This window comes from Streptomyces sp. NPDC090088, from assembly GCF_044747345.1.
GTDB lineage: Bacteria > Actinomycetota > Actinomycetes > Streptomycetales > Streptomycetaceae > Streptomyces.
This window is the reverse complement of the sequence record NZ_JBIVDZ010000001.1, coordinates 1,193,748-1,210,248: the sequence shown is the minus strand read 5'-3', so window position 1 is coordinate 1,210,248 and position 16,501 is coordinate 1,193,748. Positions and strand designations below refer to the sequence as shown.

Here is a 16,501-nt window from a genome sequence, read left to right as displayed (position 1 = left end):
GGTTTTCTTCTTCTCCTTCGCTGCGAATGCGCTGCGATGTCGCTGTGGTTTCGCTGCGCTCGGGTGCGGACCGGGACGGCGGTCAGCGCGGCAGGCCCGCCCGGGCCGGGCCGAACCAGCGCTCCAGCGCCATGGGCAGGTCGTGGTGGCTGCCGGGGGCGGCCCAGCCGACGTAGCCGTCGGGGCGGACGAGGACCGCGGCGGTGCCGGACAGCGGGCTGCCGGCGGTGACCCCGACGGGGGTCGCCGTGACGACGTCCACCCGGTCCGCCCACGGCCGGGCCCGCTCCCGCAGGGCGGCGGTGTCCTCCAGGTCGAGCAGGACCCCGCGGCCCGCGGTGAGCAGGTCGAAGCTGGTGGTGGTGCGCGCGGCCGAGGGGGTCCGCACCTCCAGCGACGGCATCCGCCGGCCGAGCAGCGGGTGGGCGCCGGTGCCGACGTCGTAGCGGATCTCCAGGCCGCTCACCATGCCGGCCAGGTGCCGGGACACCTCGGGGTAGGCGATGAGCTCGGTGAGCACGTCACGGACCGGCTGGACCTCGCCGCCGCTGAGGAACAGCAGGCCCTGGGCGCGGGTGTTCATCAGCAGGCGCCGGCCGACCGGGTGGCGCTCCTCGTGGTAGGTGTCGAGCAGGGCCTCGGGCGCCCGGCCCTGGACCACCGCGGCGAGCTTCCAGCCCAGGTTGACGGCGTCCTGGATGCTGGTGTTCATGCCCTGGCCGCCGGCGGGCAGATGGATGTGCGCGGAGTCCCCGGCCAGCAGGATCCGGCCCCTGCGGTACTGCGTCACCTGGCGGGTGGCGTCGCCGAACGCGCTCACCCACACCGGCTCGCCGTGCGCGATGTCGACGCCGGTCAGCCGCTTCCAGGCGGCCGCCACATCGGCGTACGCGGGGGCCTCGGTACGGCGCTGCGGAGGCGTGCCGCGCTCGCAGACGATCAGCCGGGTGATGCCGTCGGCCAGGTGACCGACCATCACCATGCCGCCGGGCAGCGTCTCGCCGATCATGCGCGGTTCGAGATCCAGGCCGCGTACGTCGGCGAGGTACATCTCCAGCGTGGCCGCGGTGCCCGGGAAGTCGAAGCCGACGGCCTTGCGGACCTTGCTGCGGCCGCCGTCGCAGCCGATGAGGTAGCGCGCGCGGAGCTCGTGCACGCCGTGCGGGCCGCGCACCTCGACGAGGACGCTGTCGCCGTCGTCCTTGACGGAGAGCACCTCGTGGCTGCGGCGGACGTCCGTGCCGAGGTCGGTGACCCACTGCTCCAGCACCGTCTCGGTGTGGGACTGGGGCACGGTCTTCGCCGCCTGGTGGGCTCCGTCGAGGAGGCCGAAGTCGACGGGCAGGCCGCCGAAGTGCCCGAAGGCGCTGACCTCGATCTCCCCGAACCGGGAGAGCAGACCGCGCTGGGCGAACACCTCCATCGTCCGTGCCGTGAAGCCGAGTCCGCGCGATTCACCGGTGCGTTCGGCGAGTCGTTCCAGAAGGACGACGTCGACTCCGGCGAGCCGCAATTCGCCGGCGAGCATCAGCCCTGCCGGGCCGGCTCCCACGACTATGACTTCGGCGTCCATGCCACTCTCCTCGGTCATCCTGGGGAATTCATTTCGGAATCGATGACTAACCGACGGCCGATCGACCTACCTTCAACAGGTGGTCAATTACTCGTCATTGGCCCGCCCATACTGACAGCTCGTCAATAGCGGTGCCCGCTGCGCCGTCTCCGGAAGCCGACTAAATAGTCCGTCAAACCGACCGACCCGTTCAAGAAGATTCGGACGGAACCTCGTCAGGGCTGTGCGAAGTTGCGTCAGGTCTCTGTGAAGTGATGCCGCACGGATGACGGAATTGTTTCCGCCGAATCGATTTCCCCTCACCGCCCGTCCCGGGTCAGCCCGGCCAGCGGCTGACCTCGAACCCGCAGTCGTCCACCGGCAGGGTGGTGGTGGCGATCGCCCCCCGGTCCTTGGCGAAGGCCGCGTAGTCCCGCAGATCCCAGGCGAAGACCGGGTGGCACACGTCATGGGCGATCACCAGCGCGCCCGGCGCCAGATGGGGCAGCCAGCGCTCCAGCAGCCGGGCGTAGCCGGACTTGCGCGAGCCCGGCACGTCGATGTCGATGAGCAGCAGGTCCCACCGCTCCCCCGTGCTGTGCTCCGCCGCCTCGAAGGCATCTCCTACGACGGCCCCGGCGCCCGGCGCGAACCCGGCCCGCCGCAGGTTGCCCTCGGCGAGCGCCACCGGCTCGGCGGCCACGTCCAGCCCCAGGGACCGCCGTCCCGGATACCGCGGCTCGGGCCCGAACCCCGGCCCCGACACCCACGCCATCAGGTTCCCCGCGAAACACCCCAACGTCGCCACCGCCGCCGGCCGCCGAGCCGCCGCCAGCCCGTACAGCACGCGTGCCGCGAGCGGCGTGAGCGTGGTGGTCGGCACCTCGAAGGACGCCGCCAACCGCGCCCGGAACGCGTGGAACTCCCCCCACGACACCTCGGGCGCCCCCGCGTCCAGCACCCCCGCTCCCCTGCAGTGCTCCAAAAACCGCCCCGCCAACGCATCCGCCTGAGGCCCCGTCAACCGCGGCAACGAACTCACGCCCGACCCCCTCCCACGACGACCCGCCCGGAACCGGAGACGCCGTCCACCACCGTCACGCCTGGAACTGCGGGTTCCCGCGCAACGGCCGCGTCCGGAGAGGCGGGTTCACGCGCCACGGCCGTGTCTGGAGAGGCCGGTTCCCGCGCAACGGCCTCACCTGGAGAGGCGAGTCCACGCGCGACGCGCCCATCCGGACCGGTCACCCTCTGCGCGACGGCCCCGCCCGGGTCGGCAACTTCCCGCGCAGTGACCGCACTTGGAGCGGCAGCTCCCCACGCGACAGCCCCGTCCGGACCGGCCGCCCTCTGCGCGACGGCCGCATCCGGGTCGGCGGCTTCGCGCGCCGCAGCATCGCCTGGACGTGCGGCTCCCCTTGCCGCAGCCCAGCCCCTCTCAGGCCCCCCTGCCTCCGGAGCCTCCCCTGCCCTGCCCGTTCCCTCGGCCGTGTTCTGCGTCAGCAGCGCGCTCGGGTTCTCGCGGGTGGTGATGCCGGCGAGGAAGCGGTTGAGGTCGCGGCCGGGGAGGCCTTCGAGGTCGACTGCGGGGAGGTAGGAGGGGAGTTTGGAGGAGGGGGGCGCGATGTCGGCGCCGGCGGCGGTCAGGGCCTCGGCGAGTTCGTCGCGGCCGGCGCCGCGGTCGTACGCTCCGGCCGCCTCGGGGTACCAGATGCGGGCCGCGGCCAGGGTGTGCCGGTCCCAGCGGGCGCCCTGCAGGGTCAGCGCCCAGAGCAGTCCCGCCAGGTCCTGGGCGAACGCCGTCTCGTCGCAGAGCCGGCGAGCCGTGCGCGCCGCGTCCCGGTAGTGGCGGGCGGCGCCCGGGTGATCGCCGCGCCGCAGGTCCGTGTAGCCCGCGGCGGCGAGCAGCTTCTCCAGGTGGAAGGGGTCCCGCAGGCTGTGGGCGACGCGGACGGCCGCCGCGAAGGAGGCCGCGGCCTCCTCGTGACTGCCCCGGCGCAGCTGGAGGACGGCGATCGCGTAGTGGTGGGGCACGAAGAACTCGGGCCTGCCGGTGCCGAGCATCGTCGCCGACACGGAGCGCAGGAACTCCTCGGCCTGCCGGTGCCGGCCGGTGATCTGGAGCAGGAAGGCCAGGTTGTGACTGAGGTTGTAGCGCAGGTAGAAGGCGCTGTCCCCCGGCATCTCACGGACCATCCGGAAGGCGTCAAACTCCAGTTCGAAGGCGCTCTGGAACAGCTCGTCCCGGCGCTCCGCGTCCGACGTCTCGCGGGCGTCGATGGCCGCGGCGAGCGCCAGGCCGTTGAGGATCCACGCCCGCTCCACCTGCGCGTCCACACCCGGCTCGGCCAGCTCGTCCAGGCACTCCAGGCCACGCAGGTAGAAGGTGCGCGCCGCGTCGGTGTCGTCCTTGCGCTTGGTGACCAGCAGCGCCACCAGGTAGTTCAGATGGGCCCTCAACTCCGGCTTGCCGGCCAGCTCCAGGGACCGCTCCAGCTTCGCGACGGCGCTGTCGATCCGCCCGGTCTGCGCCTCCGAGATCGCCTGGAGCCTGATCAGGTCGGCCGTGTCGTCGGCCCGCAGGGGGTCACCTCCGACGGCCGCAAGATGCGCGGCGATCAGCAGATCGGCCCGCTCGAAGTTCTGCAGGGCGATCGCGTCGCCGATGGCACGCAGTGGGCCGGCCGAGCCGTCGGAGTGCCAGGGTTCGACCGCGAGGCCGGGCACACCGGGCGCGCCGGGGAGAGTCTCCGCCACCGGCGGCAGCACCCCGCACACGCCGACCGCCCGCTGCCCGGAGAGCCGCTCCAGGAACAGGCTGCCGCCGTCCTTCAGCAGCCCCCGGACGGTGATGCCCCGGCCCTGCTGGTCCGCGAGCAGCACGGTCCGGTACAGGATGCGGACCGAGATACGGTCCCAGCGGTCGAAGGCGTCCAGGACCAGGACGGGCCGCTCGCCCAGCGCGGGAAGGGCGTCCACGAGGAAGCGGGCCGCGCGGTCGATCCAGCCGGCGGTGATGTGGGACTCCCGGCTGATGCGCCGGGTGGTGCCGAGCGAGGCGGTCTCGGACACCGGCACGAACCGGCCCCGGGGCGCCTGCGCGTCCTGCGGTCGCGTGAGCAGGGCGAGGACCTCGGCGTGCCGCTCCGGCACCTCGGGCCGGGCCTCGCGCACGGCGGGCAGCAGGACGGCCAGCAGCTCCTGGAGTCCGCAGAGATGGTCGTGACCGGCGGCGGGCGGGCCGACGGCCACGGCCGCCCCGACGGCGTTCGGGCCGAGGCAGTCGGCGAGGTCATGGGGTCGGGCGCAGAGCACCACACCGTGTACGGCGGGGCGCCATGCGAGGGTCGGTTCCTGCAGCCAGGCGGGCCGGGAGGCCACGGCACCAGCGGTCACGGCGCGCTCCTAGTTTCCTTGTTCCTGCTGATTCCGGCACCGGTGCCCGGTACCGGCTCCCGGGTTTCCGGTGTCCGGTGTCCGGTTCCGGCTTTCCGGGAGAAGAGACCGGCCCCCGCTGCGGGGCAGCGAGGGCCGGCTACGGGGAGACCGTGGACTACCAGGTCTCGTTGCCCAGGGCGAGCTCGAACTCGTTCTCGGTCAGCTCGTTCTCGGCCGAGAACGTGGCGAGGACCTCCTCCAGAGCGGCGCTCAGCGCGGCGTCGGTCATGGGTGTCACCTCCTCCCTTCGGTGTCGCGGATGTGCTGGGGACTCCCGTACGCACCTGGCGCGGGCCCTCCGGGGCGGACGGCGCACCAGGGGTGTACGGAAGGGTCTGCGACGGGCCTGTGACGGTCCGTCAGATCTTGGTGGCCTCGGTGATGTAGGCGATCCGCAGCGCGTACTCGCGGATGTCGATTCCGTCCAGGGCGGCGGGCCGGCCGCCGCTCGCGTCGCGGCCGGCACGGAAGGCCTGGTACGCCTCCTCGCTCTGCCACTGCGAGTAGCTGACGACGGCCTCGCCCTCGAAGTCCCGGTGCACGCTGTGCGAGACGTAGCCCGGCGTGGTGTCGAGCACCGCGTTGGGCTGGGCCACCACCGCGAGCAGCGCGTCCTGCTGGGCCGTGGACCGGGTGCGGGCCACCTCGATGACCGTGAAGACGTCCTGCTGCTCCGTGATCTCGATGGTCGGGTCGCCCAGCTTCGGGTTGCGCTGGGTGTACACGACCTCGCAGTGGATGCTGTCGAACGTCGCGAAGGTCATGACCTCCTTGAAGCGCTCCTGCCGGCTCGGATCGCTGAGGATGCCCTCCCAGGCGGCCTTGTCGCGCCACTGTATGTAGCTGATCACGGAGTTGCCGTCGTAGCTGAGGTGGGCGTTGACCGAGACCAGCCCGGTCCGCTCGTCCGCCGCGCCGAGACTCTGCCAGATCTCGATCAGCCGGTGCTGGTGCTCCGGGGACGTCTCGAAGATGTTGACCAGTGTGTAGTACTGGTCCTTGACACTGATCCTCGTCATACGAGGAACCTCCTTGTCGGAGCGGGCGGGGCCGGGCGGCGCCCCGTCAGGGGCGCCGGGCTGGGGTGGTGTGCGGAGCGCTCAGGCGCTCTGCGCGCCGGAGGGCAGCGTCTCCTCGGCGGCACCGGCGGCACCGGCCGTCTGCGGCGCCGGCTGCGCGGCCGGGGCGGGCAGCGCCCTGCGCAGCAGGACGGCGACGAGCGCGGCCATCGCGAGGAGCACACCGATGGAGACGTACGAGGCGACCTCCATGCCGTGGGCGAAGGCGTCGTGGGCCGCCGCGCTCAGCTGGTCGCCGAGCTTGCCGGGGAGCTGACCTGCCACGGCGGCCGCCTCGGAGACGCTGTTGCGCGCCGCGTCGTGGGCCGAGCCGGTGACCCCGGCGGGCAGGTGGTCGTCGAGGCTGGAGCCGTAGACGGCGGTGGCGAGGCTGCCGACGAGGGCGATGCCGACCGCGCCGCCGAGTTCGTTGGTGGTGGAGGCCAGCGCGGACGCGGCACCGGCCCGCTCGACCGGGGCCGCCTGGACGATGGTGCCGATGCCGAGCGCCATCACCGGGGCGAGACCGACGAACATGATCGCGGACGAGGTGATGACCAGCGCCGTACCGGAGTTGCCGTCGACCTGGGTCAGCACGCCGAAGCCGACGGAGCCGACCAGCAGGCCGGCGATGAGCACCGGCGGCGTACCGATCTTCTGGGAGATGCCGGTGCCGACCACGGCGGCGACCATGCCGGGGATGATGACCGGCAGCTGCCACAGACCGGCCTCGGCGGGCGACATGCCGAGGACGATCTGCAGGTAGGTGGCGAGCAGGTACTGGATGCCCATCATCAGGCCGGTGGTCAGCAGCAGGGTGCCGACGGAGACCGAGAAGGCCGGGCGGGAGAACAGGGAGACGTCCATGAGCGGGACGGACAGGCCGCGCTGGCGCAGCACGAAGGCCACACCGAAGGCCAGGCCGACGACGAGGCTGACGGTCGGCCAGGTCTCGAAGCCGTTGCGGGCCAGTTCCTTGACGCCGTAGACGGCCGGCAGGATCGCGGCCAGCGACATGCCGACGCTCAGCAGGTCGAGGCTGCCACCGGCCGGGTCCTTGTACTCGGGCAGCAGGAGCGGACCGGCGATCAGCAGCAGCACCATGACCGGTACGGCCATCAGGAAGGGCGCGCCCCACCAGAAGTGGTCCAGCAGCAGGCCACCGGCGATCGGGCCGACGACACCGCCGACCATGAAGGACGTGGTCCAGATGGTGACCGCGGTGGTGCTCTCCTTCTCGTCCCGGAACATGACGCGCAGCAGCGACAGCGTCGAGGGGGCCAGGGTGGCGGCCGAGATGCCGAGCAGGGCCCGGGCGGCGATCAGCATCTCGGGGCTGTTCGCCTCCGCGGTGAGGACCGAGGCGACCCCGAAGAGCACGGCTCCGATCAGGAGCAGCCGGCGGCGTCCGATGCGCTCGCCGAGCGTTCCCATGGTGATCAGGAAGCCGGCGATCAGGAAGCCGTAGATGTCGCTCGCCCACAGCAGCTGGGTGCTGGAGGGGTTCAGGTCGGCCGTCAGCTTGGGGACGGCCATGAACAGCAGCGTGAGGTCCATGGTGGTGAGCAGCGCCGGCAGGCAGAGGACTGCCAGGCCGATCCACTCACGGCGGCCCGCCTTGGCGGGCGTTACTGCGGTCACAACGAGTTCCTTTGCAACTCAATGGGGGGATGGCGGAGTTCTTCGGGCCGCTGGGGGCCCGCGGTCAGGCGGTGGTGACGGAGAGGTCGCGCACGTTCAGCGCGACGCCCTGCCCCCAGAGGCGGTGGGTGGGTGTGCTCTGTTCGTCGAGGAACTTCTGCGGCCAGGGCGCGCCGGCGCGCGGGTCGACGTAGTGGGAGGGCGCCGAGTCGATCCGCACCAGGCCGGTGGCGTCGGCCCCCAGGGCGCCGTCGAGCAGGGTGAACATGCCGATGCCGGATATCAGTTGGCGCGGCGTGATGTCCTCGGGCTCGCCCGCGTGGTCCAGCAGCTGGTGGGCGCGGTCCAGGACGGGGTGCCCGATCCGGTCCACCGACAGCGCCGGTACGCCGTTGACCTCCCAGGTCACGGTGGAGCGCGCGCGGTCCAGGGTGATCCGCAGGGTGTCGACGTCGCCGGGTGCCCGGTCGGCGACCGGGACGGCGTAGGTGTAGGCCGCGTAGGTGGTGCCGGGCAGGCGCAACCGCTCGTAGTTGGCGTACACGCGGGTGTTGGTGACGAAGAACCCGAAAATCGAGGCGGTCTCCAGATCGGCGGTGATCATCGAGCCGCAGGCCAGCCGGGGGTCGGCCTGCGCGTCGGCGACCGCCGTCCCGAAGGGGTGGTCCTCGGTGCCGTAGGTGGAGACGGCGAGGGTGGTGGTGCAGACGAGCGCGCCGGTGGCGGGGACGTCGAAGCCCGGTATCCCGGTGTCCGCCGTACGGTTCGGCATGGCCGTCCACTTGACGTGGTCCCGGGTGCCCTCGCCGCCGTCCGCCTGCTGGCCGGTGGTGGAGACGAAGGCGGGGGCGCCGGTGCGCGGGTTGACGCCGGTGGGCACCACGGCGAGGCCGAGCCCGGAGGTGTGGGCGACTCCGTCGCCGCCCGGGACGCCGGCGGTGTCCTGGGTGTGCCAGGTGGCGTCCGGGCCGGTGCTGGTGAAGCCGTCGCGGAAGTCCTCGTGGAACAGCAGGCCGCTGCCGACCGCGTCCGTGGTCGTCATGATCGGGGGCTCTTTCCTGCTCGGGCGGCGTCCAGGGGGCCACGGGTGTAGGCGAGGGCGGCGGGCTCGAACTGCAGCACCATGTGGCTGGCCGCGGAGTTGGCGTCCCGCCAGATGCGCTGGAGCGGGTCGGACGCGGACTGGCCGCGGGTGCCGGCGGCCCGGAAGAGCGTGTCGACGGCACCGACGAGCAGCTGGGTGGCGAGCGCGCAGTCCCGTCGGTTGCGCACCAGGACGTCCTCGGTGACCCGCTCCCGGTCGGCGCTCAGGGCGGCCCTGGCCAGCAGCAGCCCGGCCGCGTCGATCTCACCGGCCGCCCGGGCGTGGGCGATCCGCTGGGACTCGGCCGGCTCCGCGCCCCGGGCCGCCTTGTCGGCGAGGGCGCGTTCCGACAGCTTCAGCGCGCCCCGGGCCGCGCCGAGGACGGGGGCCGCGAAGGTGAGGCCGTTGACGGCGAACAGCGGCTGGGAGTGCCGGAGTTCGTCGGAGACCGCGCCCCGGCCGGTGAACATGTCGTCCATGAGGAAGGTGCGGTGCGCGGGGACGGACACCTCGTCCACGACGACCGTGTGGCTACCGGTCGCCCGCATGCCGACCGTGTCCCAGGTCTCCTCGATCCGGTACGCGGCACGGGGTACGGCGAAGAAGCGCGCCTCCTGCCGTTCGTCCGCCCCGGGCACCATGGCCATCAGCAGCGCCCAGTCGGAGAACTCGACCCCGCTGGCGTAGGTCCAGGTGCCGGAGAGCCGCCAGCCGCCGTCGGCGGGCACCGCGCCGGCGGTGGTGGAGACCAGGGAGCTGACCAGCCGGCTGTCCGGTCCGTCCGCCCAGATCTCGGCCTGTCCCTCGGCGGGCAGATAGGCGGCGAACCGCGCGGTGTAGGCGAGCAGCGAGCCGGTCCAGGCGGCGGAGGCGCAGCCCTCGCCGACCGCGGCGACGGCCTCGGTGAGGGTGGTGAACCCGATGGCCGTACCGCCGTGGCGGGCCGGGACCAGCGCCCTGCTGAAGCCGGCCTCGACCAGCGCCGCCACCACGTCGGCGGAGAGCCGTCGCTCGCGGTCCGCCCGGGCCGCGTCGCGGGCGGCCGGCTCGGCCGCGGCCCGGGCGGCGGACACGAAGGTGTCCGAGGTGGTGCGGGGAGCAAGGAGCATCCCGGTCATGGCTGTCTCATTTCCTGAACGTCTCGGCTGAGGCGGAGAGCGGGGCGGGCCGGCTCAGGCCCGGTAGGGGCGCCGGTCGCGGGCCTCGCGGAGTCCGACGCCCCACCAGACGAGCTGGTCGAGCATGGTCTTGGCGGCGGCCGCGCAGCCCGCCGGCTCCTTGGGGTTGCCGTCCGGGTGGAAGGTGGCGGCGGCGCCGTGGAAGCTGACCGTGTCGCGCAGGGTGACGGCGTGCATCTCGGCGTAGACCTGGCGCAGTTGCTCGACCGCGCGCAGCCCGCCGGAGAGCCCGCCGTAGGAGACGAAGCCGACCGGCTTGGCCTGCCACTGGGTGTAGTTCCAGTCGATCGCGACCTTGAGCGGGGCGGGGAAGCTGTGGTTGTACTCGGGGGTCAGGACGACGAAGGCCTCGGCCCGCTCCAGCCGGGCGCTGAGGGCGGCCGCCGTGGCCGCGTCCGCGGGTTCGGGTGCGTCGGTCACCGCGACCGGCAGGGGGAAGTCGGCCAGGTCGACGACGTCCAGCTCGATGTCGTCGTTCTGCCGGGCTTCCTCGGCGAACCACTTGGCGATGGTCGGGCCGAACCGGGTGGCACGGGTGCTCCCGATGATGAGAGCGACTCGAAGACGTTCCTCGGACATGGGGATCCTCACGATCGTTGGTGTGCTGTGTGCGCTGCTCGGAGTGCGGTGCGGTGCGGCGGGCCGTCCCCACGTCACCGCCGCACCGCGCCGGCACCCGCTACCGGCAGGGCCGTGGCCTCCGCTGTCGCCGCGGACCTGCCGGGGTCGGTGTCGGCCGGGGTCAGACGACCTGGCGGCGCGCGCCGGCCGCGTCGCGCGGCGACCACCACAGCGCGGTGGTCTCGGCGCCCGCCCCCAGCACCGTCCAACGGCCCTCGACGATGCGGCCGTCGCTCCAGCGCAGCAGGTGCAGCGCCTCGACGGCGAAGGTGTCGTAGGGGGAGGTGCTGTCCGCCTCGGCTCCCGCGCGCACCGCCGTGATGTGGTTGACGTCGACCGAGTAGCCGGCCTCGGGGTTCACCAGCACCGTCACGTTCTCGCCGTGCATGGTGCCGCCGGAGAGCCGGAACATGTTCCCGAAGAACTCCAGGAAGGCGTCGAGCCCTTCGTACCAGCCGGAGTAGGCGTGCAGTCCGGGAACCTCGAACCGCACGTTCTCGTCCCAGAATTCCGTGATCTTCGCGCGGTCCCCGGTACCGAGGGAGGCCCAGGCGGCGCCGACGCGCTCAGGAGTGAGATCAGACATGGGTATGCGGTCCTTTGACGTAAGGAGCTGAAAGAAGAAGAGGAAGAGGAAGAGGAAGAGGAGGAGGAGGAGGAAGAGACTGAGTGGCTCGGTGACTCGGTGACTCAGTGCATGCCGACGGGCTGGAAACAGAGGCCGACACCGCGGATCGTGGTGATCCACTCGTCGGGTCCGAGCTTGCGGCGCAGGCTCGCCACATGGGTGTCGATCGTCCGGCTGGGCGGCGACCAGTGGTCTCCCCACACCTGGCTCATGAGCCGACGGCGCGAGACGACCGCTCCCGGCTGTGAGGCCAGCAGGCACAGCAGGTCGAACTCCTTGCGGGTGCAGTCGACGCGCCGGCCGTCCAGAGTGACCTGCCGCAACCGCATGTCGATGCGCAACGGCCCCCACTCCATGACGTTCTGCGCGCGGGCCTGACGGACGGTCCGGCGCATCACCGCTCCGATCCGCGCCGTCAGCTCCCTGAGGTCGTAGGGCTTGAGAAGGCAGTCGTCCGCCCCGGCCTCCAGGACGAGCACCTGGTCCCACTCGCTGCTGCGGCAGGTGAACGCGATGATGGGGGTGTCCCCCGCCGCCCGGATCGCGGCACACACGTCGAGGCCGTGCAGATCCGGCAGTTCCAGGTCCAGCAGGACCAGGTCCGCGTGCTCGTACATCTCCAGCGCCTTGCCGCCGCTGCCGACGGCGACCACGTCGCAGCCCTGCCGCCGGAGACTGTGCGTGACTCCCCGTTGTGCGTGCGTATCGCTCTCGACCACGAGCACACGCCACCTCTCCACAGCCACGTTGACTCCCGACCCGAGAACCCCCACTTCCCGCGACGCGCGGCGCTGCGCATCGGAAGCGCGATGACGGTGATGCATGCCGTGTGTTCTGTGCCGAACCGTGCCCGGTTGGCTCATGACGTCGTTTCCCCCGCTCTGCGTGGACGCCCACGCCGAAAACCGATCGAGCACCCGCAGACTACAAACCGACACGCATGCATGTCAACGGACTTCGAGTGGCTTGAATCACGTCCCAAAAGCCTCGATCAGCACCTTCAAAGTGGACATTACCCATCAAAGCAACCATGATTCGGTGTTCAACAACTGGCCTGGCGGCCGACAAAAACCCAGAACACGCCGGGTAAAGATACATGCGTGAATGTTATATTCGCGTCTCTCGCCGTGTGGGTCCCCGCACTCGACGGCACCCGCAAGCCACCTGCACGGATGTGATGTGAGGAGTCGGCATTGAGCGACAAAGCCACCCGGACCCGCTCCCAGTTGATTCGTTCGGCCGCGACCTCGTTCGCCGAACACGGCTACTCGAGGGCGAAGTTGTCCACCATCTCCGCGGACGCGGGAGTGAGCAGAGGGGCCCTCTACTTCCACTTCCCGAGCAAGGAGGCGCTGGCGGACGCCGTGGAAGCGGCGGCGGCGGAGCGGTTCGCGGGCATGACGAGCCGCTGGGCCGAGGACGGCAACGAGAACCTGGCGGAGGCCGTACAGGCCTTCACCGAGCTGTACCGGCAGGACGTCACGTTCCGCGCCGGCGTGCTGCTGAGCCGCGAGAAGGACCGCAAACCCGCCGTCAACCTGCTGGAACAGTGGGAGTCGTACGTCCGGGGCGCGGTCGCGGTCGCGGAGCGCCGGCACCCCTTCACCCGTTCCGGTTCGGCCGGGAGCGCGGCCTCCGCGATCATCGCGCTCACCGTGGGGCTGGCCCTGCTGTGGCACGAGAGTGAGCAGTGGCTGACCGAGTCAACCGTCAGCGGTGTATGGAATCTGCTGCCGCCGCTGGTCGGCCGCATGGACTGAGGCGACGAAAGGGGCCCACCCGGCGGGTGGGCCCCAGCTCCTCGATGGCTGTTCGACAGCCCGAACATGCGTGAACGTCAGCGGGTCAGCACCCGTCGGACCCTTCCTGCCCCGCGGCCTCCTTGAGCCCCGCGAGGGCGCCCAGCTCCGCCCCGACCTTGAGCCCGCGGTCCGGGCTGAGGTCGAGCTGGAGCAGCACCGAGGGCTCGGCGATGTTGGGCAGCACATGCTTCAGCAGCGCCCGGATGCGCGCCTCCAGGTCCACCCAGCCGGTCATGACCTGCGAGAACAGCTGGACCCCGGTGAAGCAGGAGCACAGCAGCTCGGCCGTCTCCACCAGGTCCACATGCGGACGCAACTCGCCCTGCGCCCGCGCCTGTTCCAGGATGTGGTGGTTCCGGTCGACCCAGCCCTGGAAGGGAAGTCTCCGGTCGAGCCCGACCGCCTCCAGTTCCAGCGACAGCCGGACGCTGCCCTGCAGGAGCGGATCCCTGGTCAGCTGGCACGCGAACACCAGCCCCAGGTCGATCAGCTCCTGGAGCTTGATGTCCCGGACGACCGTGGGCACGTCCGCCTGGCTGGCGAGCACGGCCCGGGCGAGCTCCTCCTTGGAGGAGAAGTGGAAGTACACCGCTCCCCTGGTGAGACTCAACTTCTTGAGCACGTCGGCCACTGTCGTGGCGCTATAACCCCGTTCGGCGAAGACCGACCCCGCGGCCTCCAGGATCATGCGCCGGGTCGCGAGTCCTCGCTCCTGCGTCACCATGGCTTACCTCCGAGGGCTGTGCGCCCATCTGTGCTGGTAGAGCCGGTTTTACTCATCCTTAATCTCACTATGTGAGACTTACCGTTGAGTTACATACCGACTCACACGTATGTTACGACCCGCTCGAGTACGACTCGAGCTCAGCTTCGGCATTCCTGGGGGGAAGGCATGCAAGCAATCGCTGTTTGTCATGGGAGCGAACAGAGCTCCAGACCGGACGAAACGGGCATATCGCCCGAAATCTCGTTCCATCCGGTTCCCAAAGAACTGGTGCATCGCTCGAAATCACTGGATGTACTGCCTGTCGGCTGGCGGCTTCTGACCAACGACCGCTACCTGATCAGCGTCGAGTGGCCCGGGGATCACCCTTTTTATACAACGGTGAATGGTAACCCGGCAGCCAACCTCGTTGCCGAGACCGTCCGGCAGTGCGGCCTGCTGCTGGCCCACGCCGCCTACCAGGCACCCCTGGGCCATCACTTCGTGATGTGGGACCTGGCGTACACCCGGGAGCGGGTCCGGCCGGCCGTGACCGCGGGGTCCCGCCGCATCGAGGTGGAGGCCGTCTGCTCGGATCTCCGGTTCCGTGGCCCCCGGCTGGCGGCCATGACCTGCGAGATGACGCTGCGCGCGGATGGCAGGACGGTGGCCCGGGGCGGCGGCCGCTTCGACATCGTCAGCCCCGCGGTGTACCGCAGGCTGCGCGGGCCGCAGCTCGCGTCCGTCGTACGGCCCGCCGTACAGCCCGACCCCGTCACGCCCGCACTGGTCGGCCGCACCCGGCCGATCGACGTGGTACTCGCCCCGGCGGCAGCCTCCGGGCCGACGACCACAGCCACGGCCACGGCCCTCGCCACGGCTACCGCCACCGTCCCGTCCGGGCGCTGGCAGTTGCGCGCGGACTTCGGGCACCCGACGATCTTCGACCACGACAACGACCACTTCCCGGGGATGGCCCTCGTCGAAGCGGCGTTCCAGGCCGCGAACGCGGTCGTCGCACCGGGCCGGTACCACTGGTCCTCGACCGAGGTGGCGTTCCTCGGTTACGTGGAGTTCGGCTCCCCGTGCTGGATCGAGGCCCGCACCGGATCCCGCACCGGATCCATGGACGCGACGCGTCCGACGGCGGTCGAGATCACCGGCCACCAGGACGGCCGTCCGGTCTTCACCGCACTGCTCGAAGGCACCTCGGCGCACGGCTGACAGTCCCTTCGTCCGCTCACGCGTCATCCGACGGGTCCGCGTCACCGCCGACCGGCCCGCTTCTCCGCCGTTCGTCCTCACCACTGCCGGTGACTCCCGCACCACATCGCTCCGGGTGACGTCCGCCCTGCCGCCCACCGGTGGCATGCGCCGCGTCGCCGACCCGCGCTGTCCGGCTGCCGTCACCGACGCCGACGCCCGGTGGCATCCGTCCGCACACCCCGCCCACGGGGCTGTCGCCCGGGTGCCGCCGGGCCGCCCGGTGTGCGACGCATCGGTCCACGGCGACCCGCGGCAACACTTCCATTCCGGAAAGGAACGGGGACCTCCGTGCCAGACGTCCGACAGGCCGAGAGCATCGGCCGACCACCCCCGCACGCACCCAACTCCTGCCCGTACCGGCCCGGTTCCGCCCCGAACGGCGCCGTATACAGCAGTCGTATCGTATCCGGCGGGACCGGAATCACCGCCCCCTCTTCACAGAACCGGCTCGTCTCCTTCGCAAACTGGCGTGATCGTGTCCGGTGACGAACGGGCGGGTGACGGCGGACCGACCGTCCTCGTCACCGGCGCCACCGGGTTCATCGGCCATCAGGTCGTGCACCGGCTGCGCGCCCACCCTGCCCGCCCGCGGCTGCGGCTGCTGGCGCACGAGAGCGGCCCGGCCGACTGCTGCGCCGGCCCGTCCGACGTCGTCCGGGGCAGCCTCACCGCGCCCGGGTCCCTGCGCGACCTGTGCCGGGGCGTGGACACGGTTCTGCACCTGGCCTCGACGATCACCGAGGATCCGGCGACCGCGCACGCCGTCAACACGGCGGGCACCGAGGCCCTGCTGGCCGAGGCGGACCGGTCCGGCGTCCGGCGCTTCGTCCGGCTGAGCACCACCGCCGTCTACGGCCCCGGCCCGCACCGCGGCGAACCCCGGCCGTCCGCCGCTCCGCTCTCGGTGACCAGCGCCTCGCGGCTCGCGGGCGACCGGAGCGTCCTCGCCGCCGGCGGCACCGTGCTGCGCCCCGGCCTGGTCTACGGCGCCGGTGACGTCTGGGCCGTCCCCGCGTTCGTCCGGATGATCGCGAAGCTGCCGTACTGGATCGACGGCGGCCGGGCCAGGCTGTCCCTGATCTCCGTCGACGACCTGGCCCGGGCCACCGCCGCCCTTGCGGTCCGGCCGGCGCCGCCGCCCGCCTCGGCCGTCCTGCACGCGGCGCACCCCCGGCCCGTGGCCGTACGCGACCTCATCACGACGGTGTGCCGCCACCTGGGTCTGCCGCTGCCGCACGAGGACGTGCCCCGGGCCCGACTCCCAGCCCTCCTCGCCGGCCGTGCCGACCCGGCCCTGACGGCCCGGCTCGTCCAACTGGGCGCGGACCACTGGTACGACAGCGCTCCGCTGTGGTCCCTGACCGGCCTGGAACCCGGTCCCGGCCTCACCGACCACTTCGCCGTGTACGCCCCCTGGTACCGCGACCACCTCAGAGACCTCCTGCCCACCACCACACCCCCGTCCGTCCCCATCCCCACACCTCAGCCGAAACCCTCCACACCCTCCACACCCTCCACCTGAAGGCGACT

At 71.6% G+C, this 16,501-nt stretch carries 14 protein-coding genes; 3 read left to right on the top strand and 11 right to left on the bottom strand.

The window, feature by feature from the left end:
* Positions 1-82: 82 nt before the first annotated feature.
* The 10 genes from ACIPSJ_RS05295 to ACIPSJ_RS05250 all read right to left on the bottom strand — a co-directional run bounded on the left by ACIPSJ_RS05295 (position 83) and on the right by ACIPSJ_RS05250 (position 11,946).
* Positions 83-1,573, bottom strand: a complete 1,491-nt coding sequence (locus ACIPSJ_RS05295; RefSeq protein WP_401343606.1) for an FAD-dependent monooxygenase — start codon at positions 1,571-1,573, stop codon at positions 83-85.
* Positions 1,574-1,889: 316 nt separating this feature from the next.
* A complete protein-coding gene (locus tag ACIPSJ_RS05290; RefSeq protein WP_401343603.1) occupies positions 1,890-2,513 on the bottom strand; it encodes an O-methyltransferase in 624 nt (207 codons plus the stop codon).
* A gap of 77 nt (positions 2,514-2,590) precedes the next feature.
* Positions 2,591-4,948 (bottom strand): hypothetical protein, encoded by a 2,358-nt coding sequence (locus ACIPSJ_RS05285; RefSeq protein ID WP_401343601.1) that lies wholly within the window; start codon positions 4,946-4,948, stop codon positions 2,591-2,593.
* Positions 4,949-5,349: 401 nt separating this feature from the next.
* On the bottom strand, positions 5,350-6,009 hold the full coding sequence (locus ACIPSJ_RS05280; RefSeq protein WP_401343599.1) for an antibiotic biosynthesis monooxygenase family protein: 660 nt from the start codon (positions 6,007-6,009) through the stop codon (positions 5,350-5,352).
* A gap of 81 nt (positions 6,010-6,090) precedes the next feature.
* Positions 6,091-7,689: an MFS transporter gene (locus tag ACIPSJ_RS05275; RefSeq protein ID WP_401343596.1), complete on the bottom strand. Its 1,599-nt coding sequence runs from the start codon at positions 7,687-7,689 to the stop codon at positions 6,091-6,093.
* 64 nt (positions 7,690-7,753) lie between these two features.
* Complete coding sequence (locus ACIPSJ_RS05270; protein WP_401343593.1) at positions 7,754-8,731, bottom strand: DUF6081 family protein; 978 nt, start codon at positions 8,729-8,731, stop codon at positions 7,754-7,756.
* Positions 8,728-9,891: an acyl-CoA dehydrogenase family protein gene (locus tag ACIPSJ_RS05265; RefSeq protein WP_365695689.1), complete on the bottom strand. Its 1,164-nt coding sequence runs from the start codon at positions 9,889-9,891 to the stop codon at positions 8,728-8,730. Before ACIPSJ_RS05265 ends, ACIPSJ_RS05270 begins: the two co-directional genes overlap by 4 nt.
* Before the next feature lie 54 nt (positions 9,892-9,945).
* On the bottom strand, positions 9,946-10,530 hold the full coding sequence (locus ACIPSJ_RS05260; protein WP_355712841.1) for an NAD(P)H-dependent oxidoreductase: 585 nt from the start codon (positions 10,528-10,530) through the stop codon (positions 9,946-9,948).
* 163 nt (positions 10,531-10,693) lie between these two features.
* Positions 10,694-11,158 carry a nuclear transport factor 2 family protein gene (locus ACIPSJ_RS05255; RefSeq protein WP_355712844.1) on the bottom strand — a complete coding sequence of 155 codons (465 nt, stop codon included), beginning with the start codon at positions 11,156-11,158 and terminating at the stop codon, positions 10,694-10,696.
* Between the two features lie 104 nt (positions 11,159-11,262).
* Positions 11,263-11,946 (bottom strand): response regulator transcription factor, encoded by a 684-nt coding sequence (locus ACIPSJ_RS05250; protein ID WP_401343588.1) that lies wholly within the window; start codon positions 11,944-11,946, stop codon positions 11,263-11,265.
* A 447-nt stretch (positions 11,947-12,393) separates the two neighbouring features.
* Here ACIPSJ_RS05250 and ACIPSJ_RS05245 point away from each other — a divergent pair, with 447 nt between their 5' ends.
* Positions 12,394-12,960 carry a TetR family transcriptional regulator gene (locus ACIPSJ_RS05245; RefSeq protein ID WP_401343585.1) on the top strand — a complete coding sequence of 189 codons (567 nt, stop codon included), beginning with the start codon at positions 12,394-12,396 and terminating at the stop codon, positions 12,958-12,960.
* Positions 12,961-13,045: 85 nt separating this feature from the next.
* Here the strand turns inward: ACIPSJ_RS05245 and ACIPSJ_RS05240 are convergent, their stop codons facing one another.
* On the bottom strand, positions 13,046-13,726 hold the full coding sequence (locus ACIPSJ_RS05240) for a ScbR family autoregulator-binding transcription factor (RefSeq protein ID WP_401343582.1): 681 nt from the start codon (positions 13,724-13,726) through the stop codon (positions 13,046-13,048).
* Positions 13,727-13,894: 168 nt separating this feature from the next.
* Here ACIPSJ_RS05240 and ACIPSJ_RS05235 point away from each other — a divergent pair, with 168 nt between their 5' ends.
* Positions 13,895-14,929, top strand: a complete 1,035-nt coding sequence (locus ACIPSJ_RS05235) for a ScbA/BarX family gamma-butyrolactone biosynthesis protein (protein WP_401343579.1) — start codon at positions 13,895-13,897, stop codon at positions 14,927-14,929.
* Between the two features lie 517 nt (positions 14,930-15,446).
* A complete protein-coding gene (locus tag ACIPSJ_RS05230) occupies positions 15,447-16,493 on the top strand; it encodes an NAD-dependent epimerase/dehydratase family protein (RefSeq protein ID WP_401343577.1) in 1,047 nt (348 codons plus the stop codon).
* Positions 16,494-16,501 lie beyond the last annotated feature (8 nt).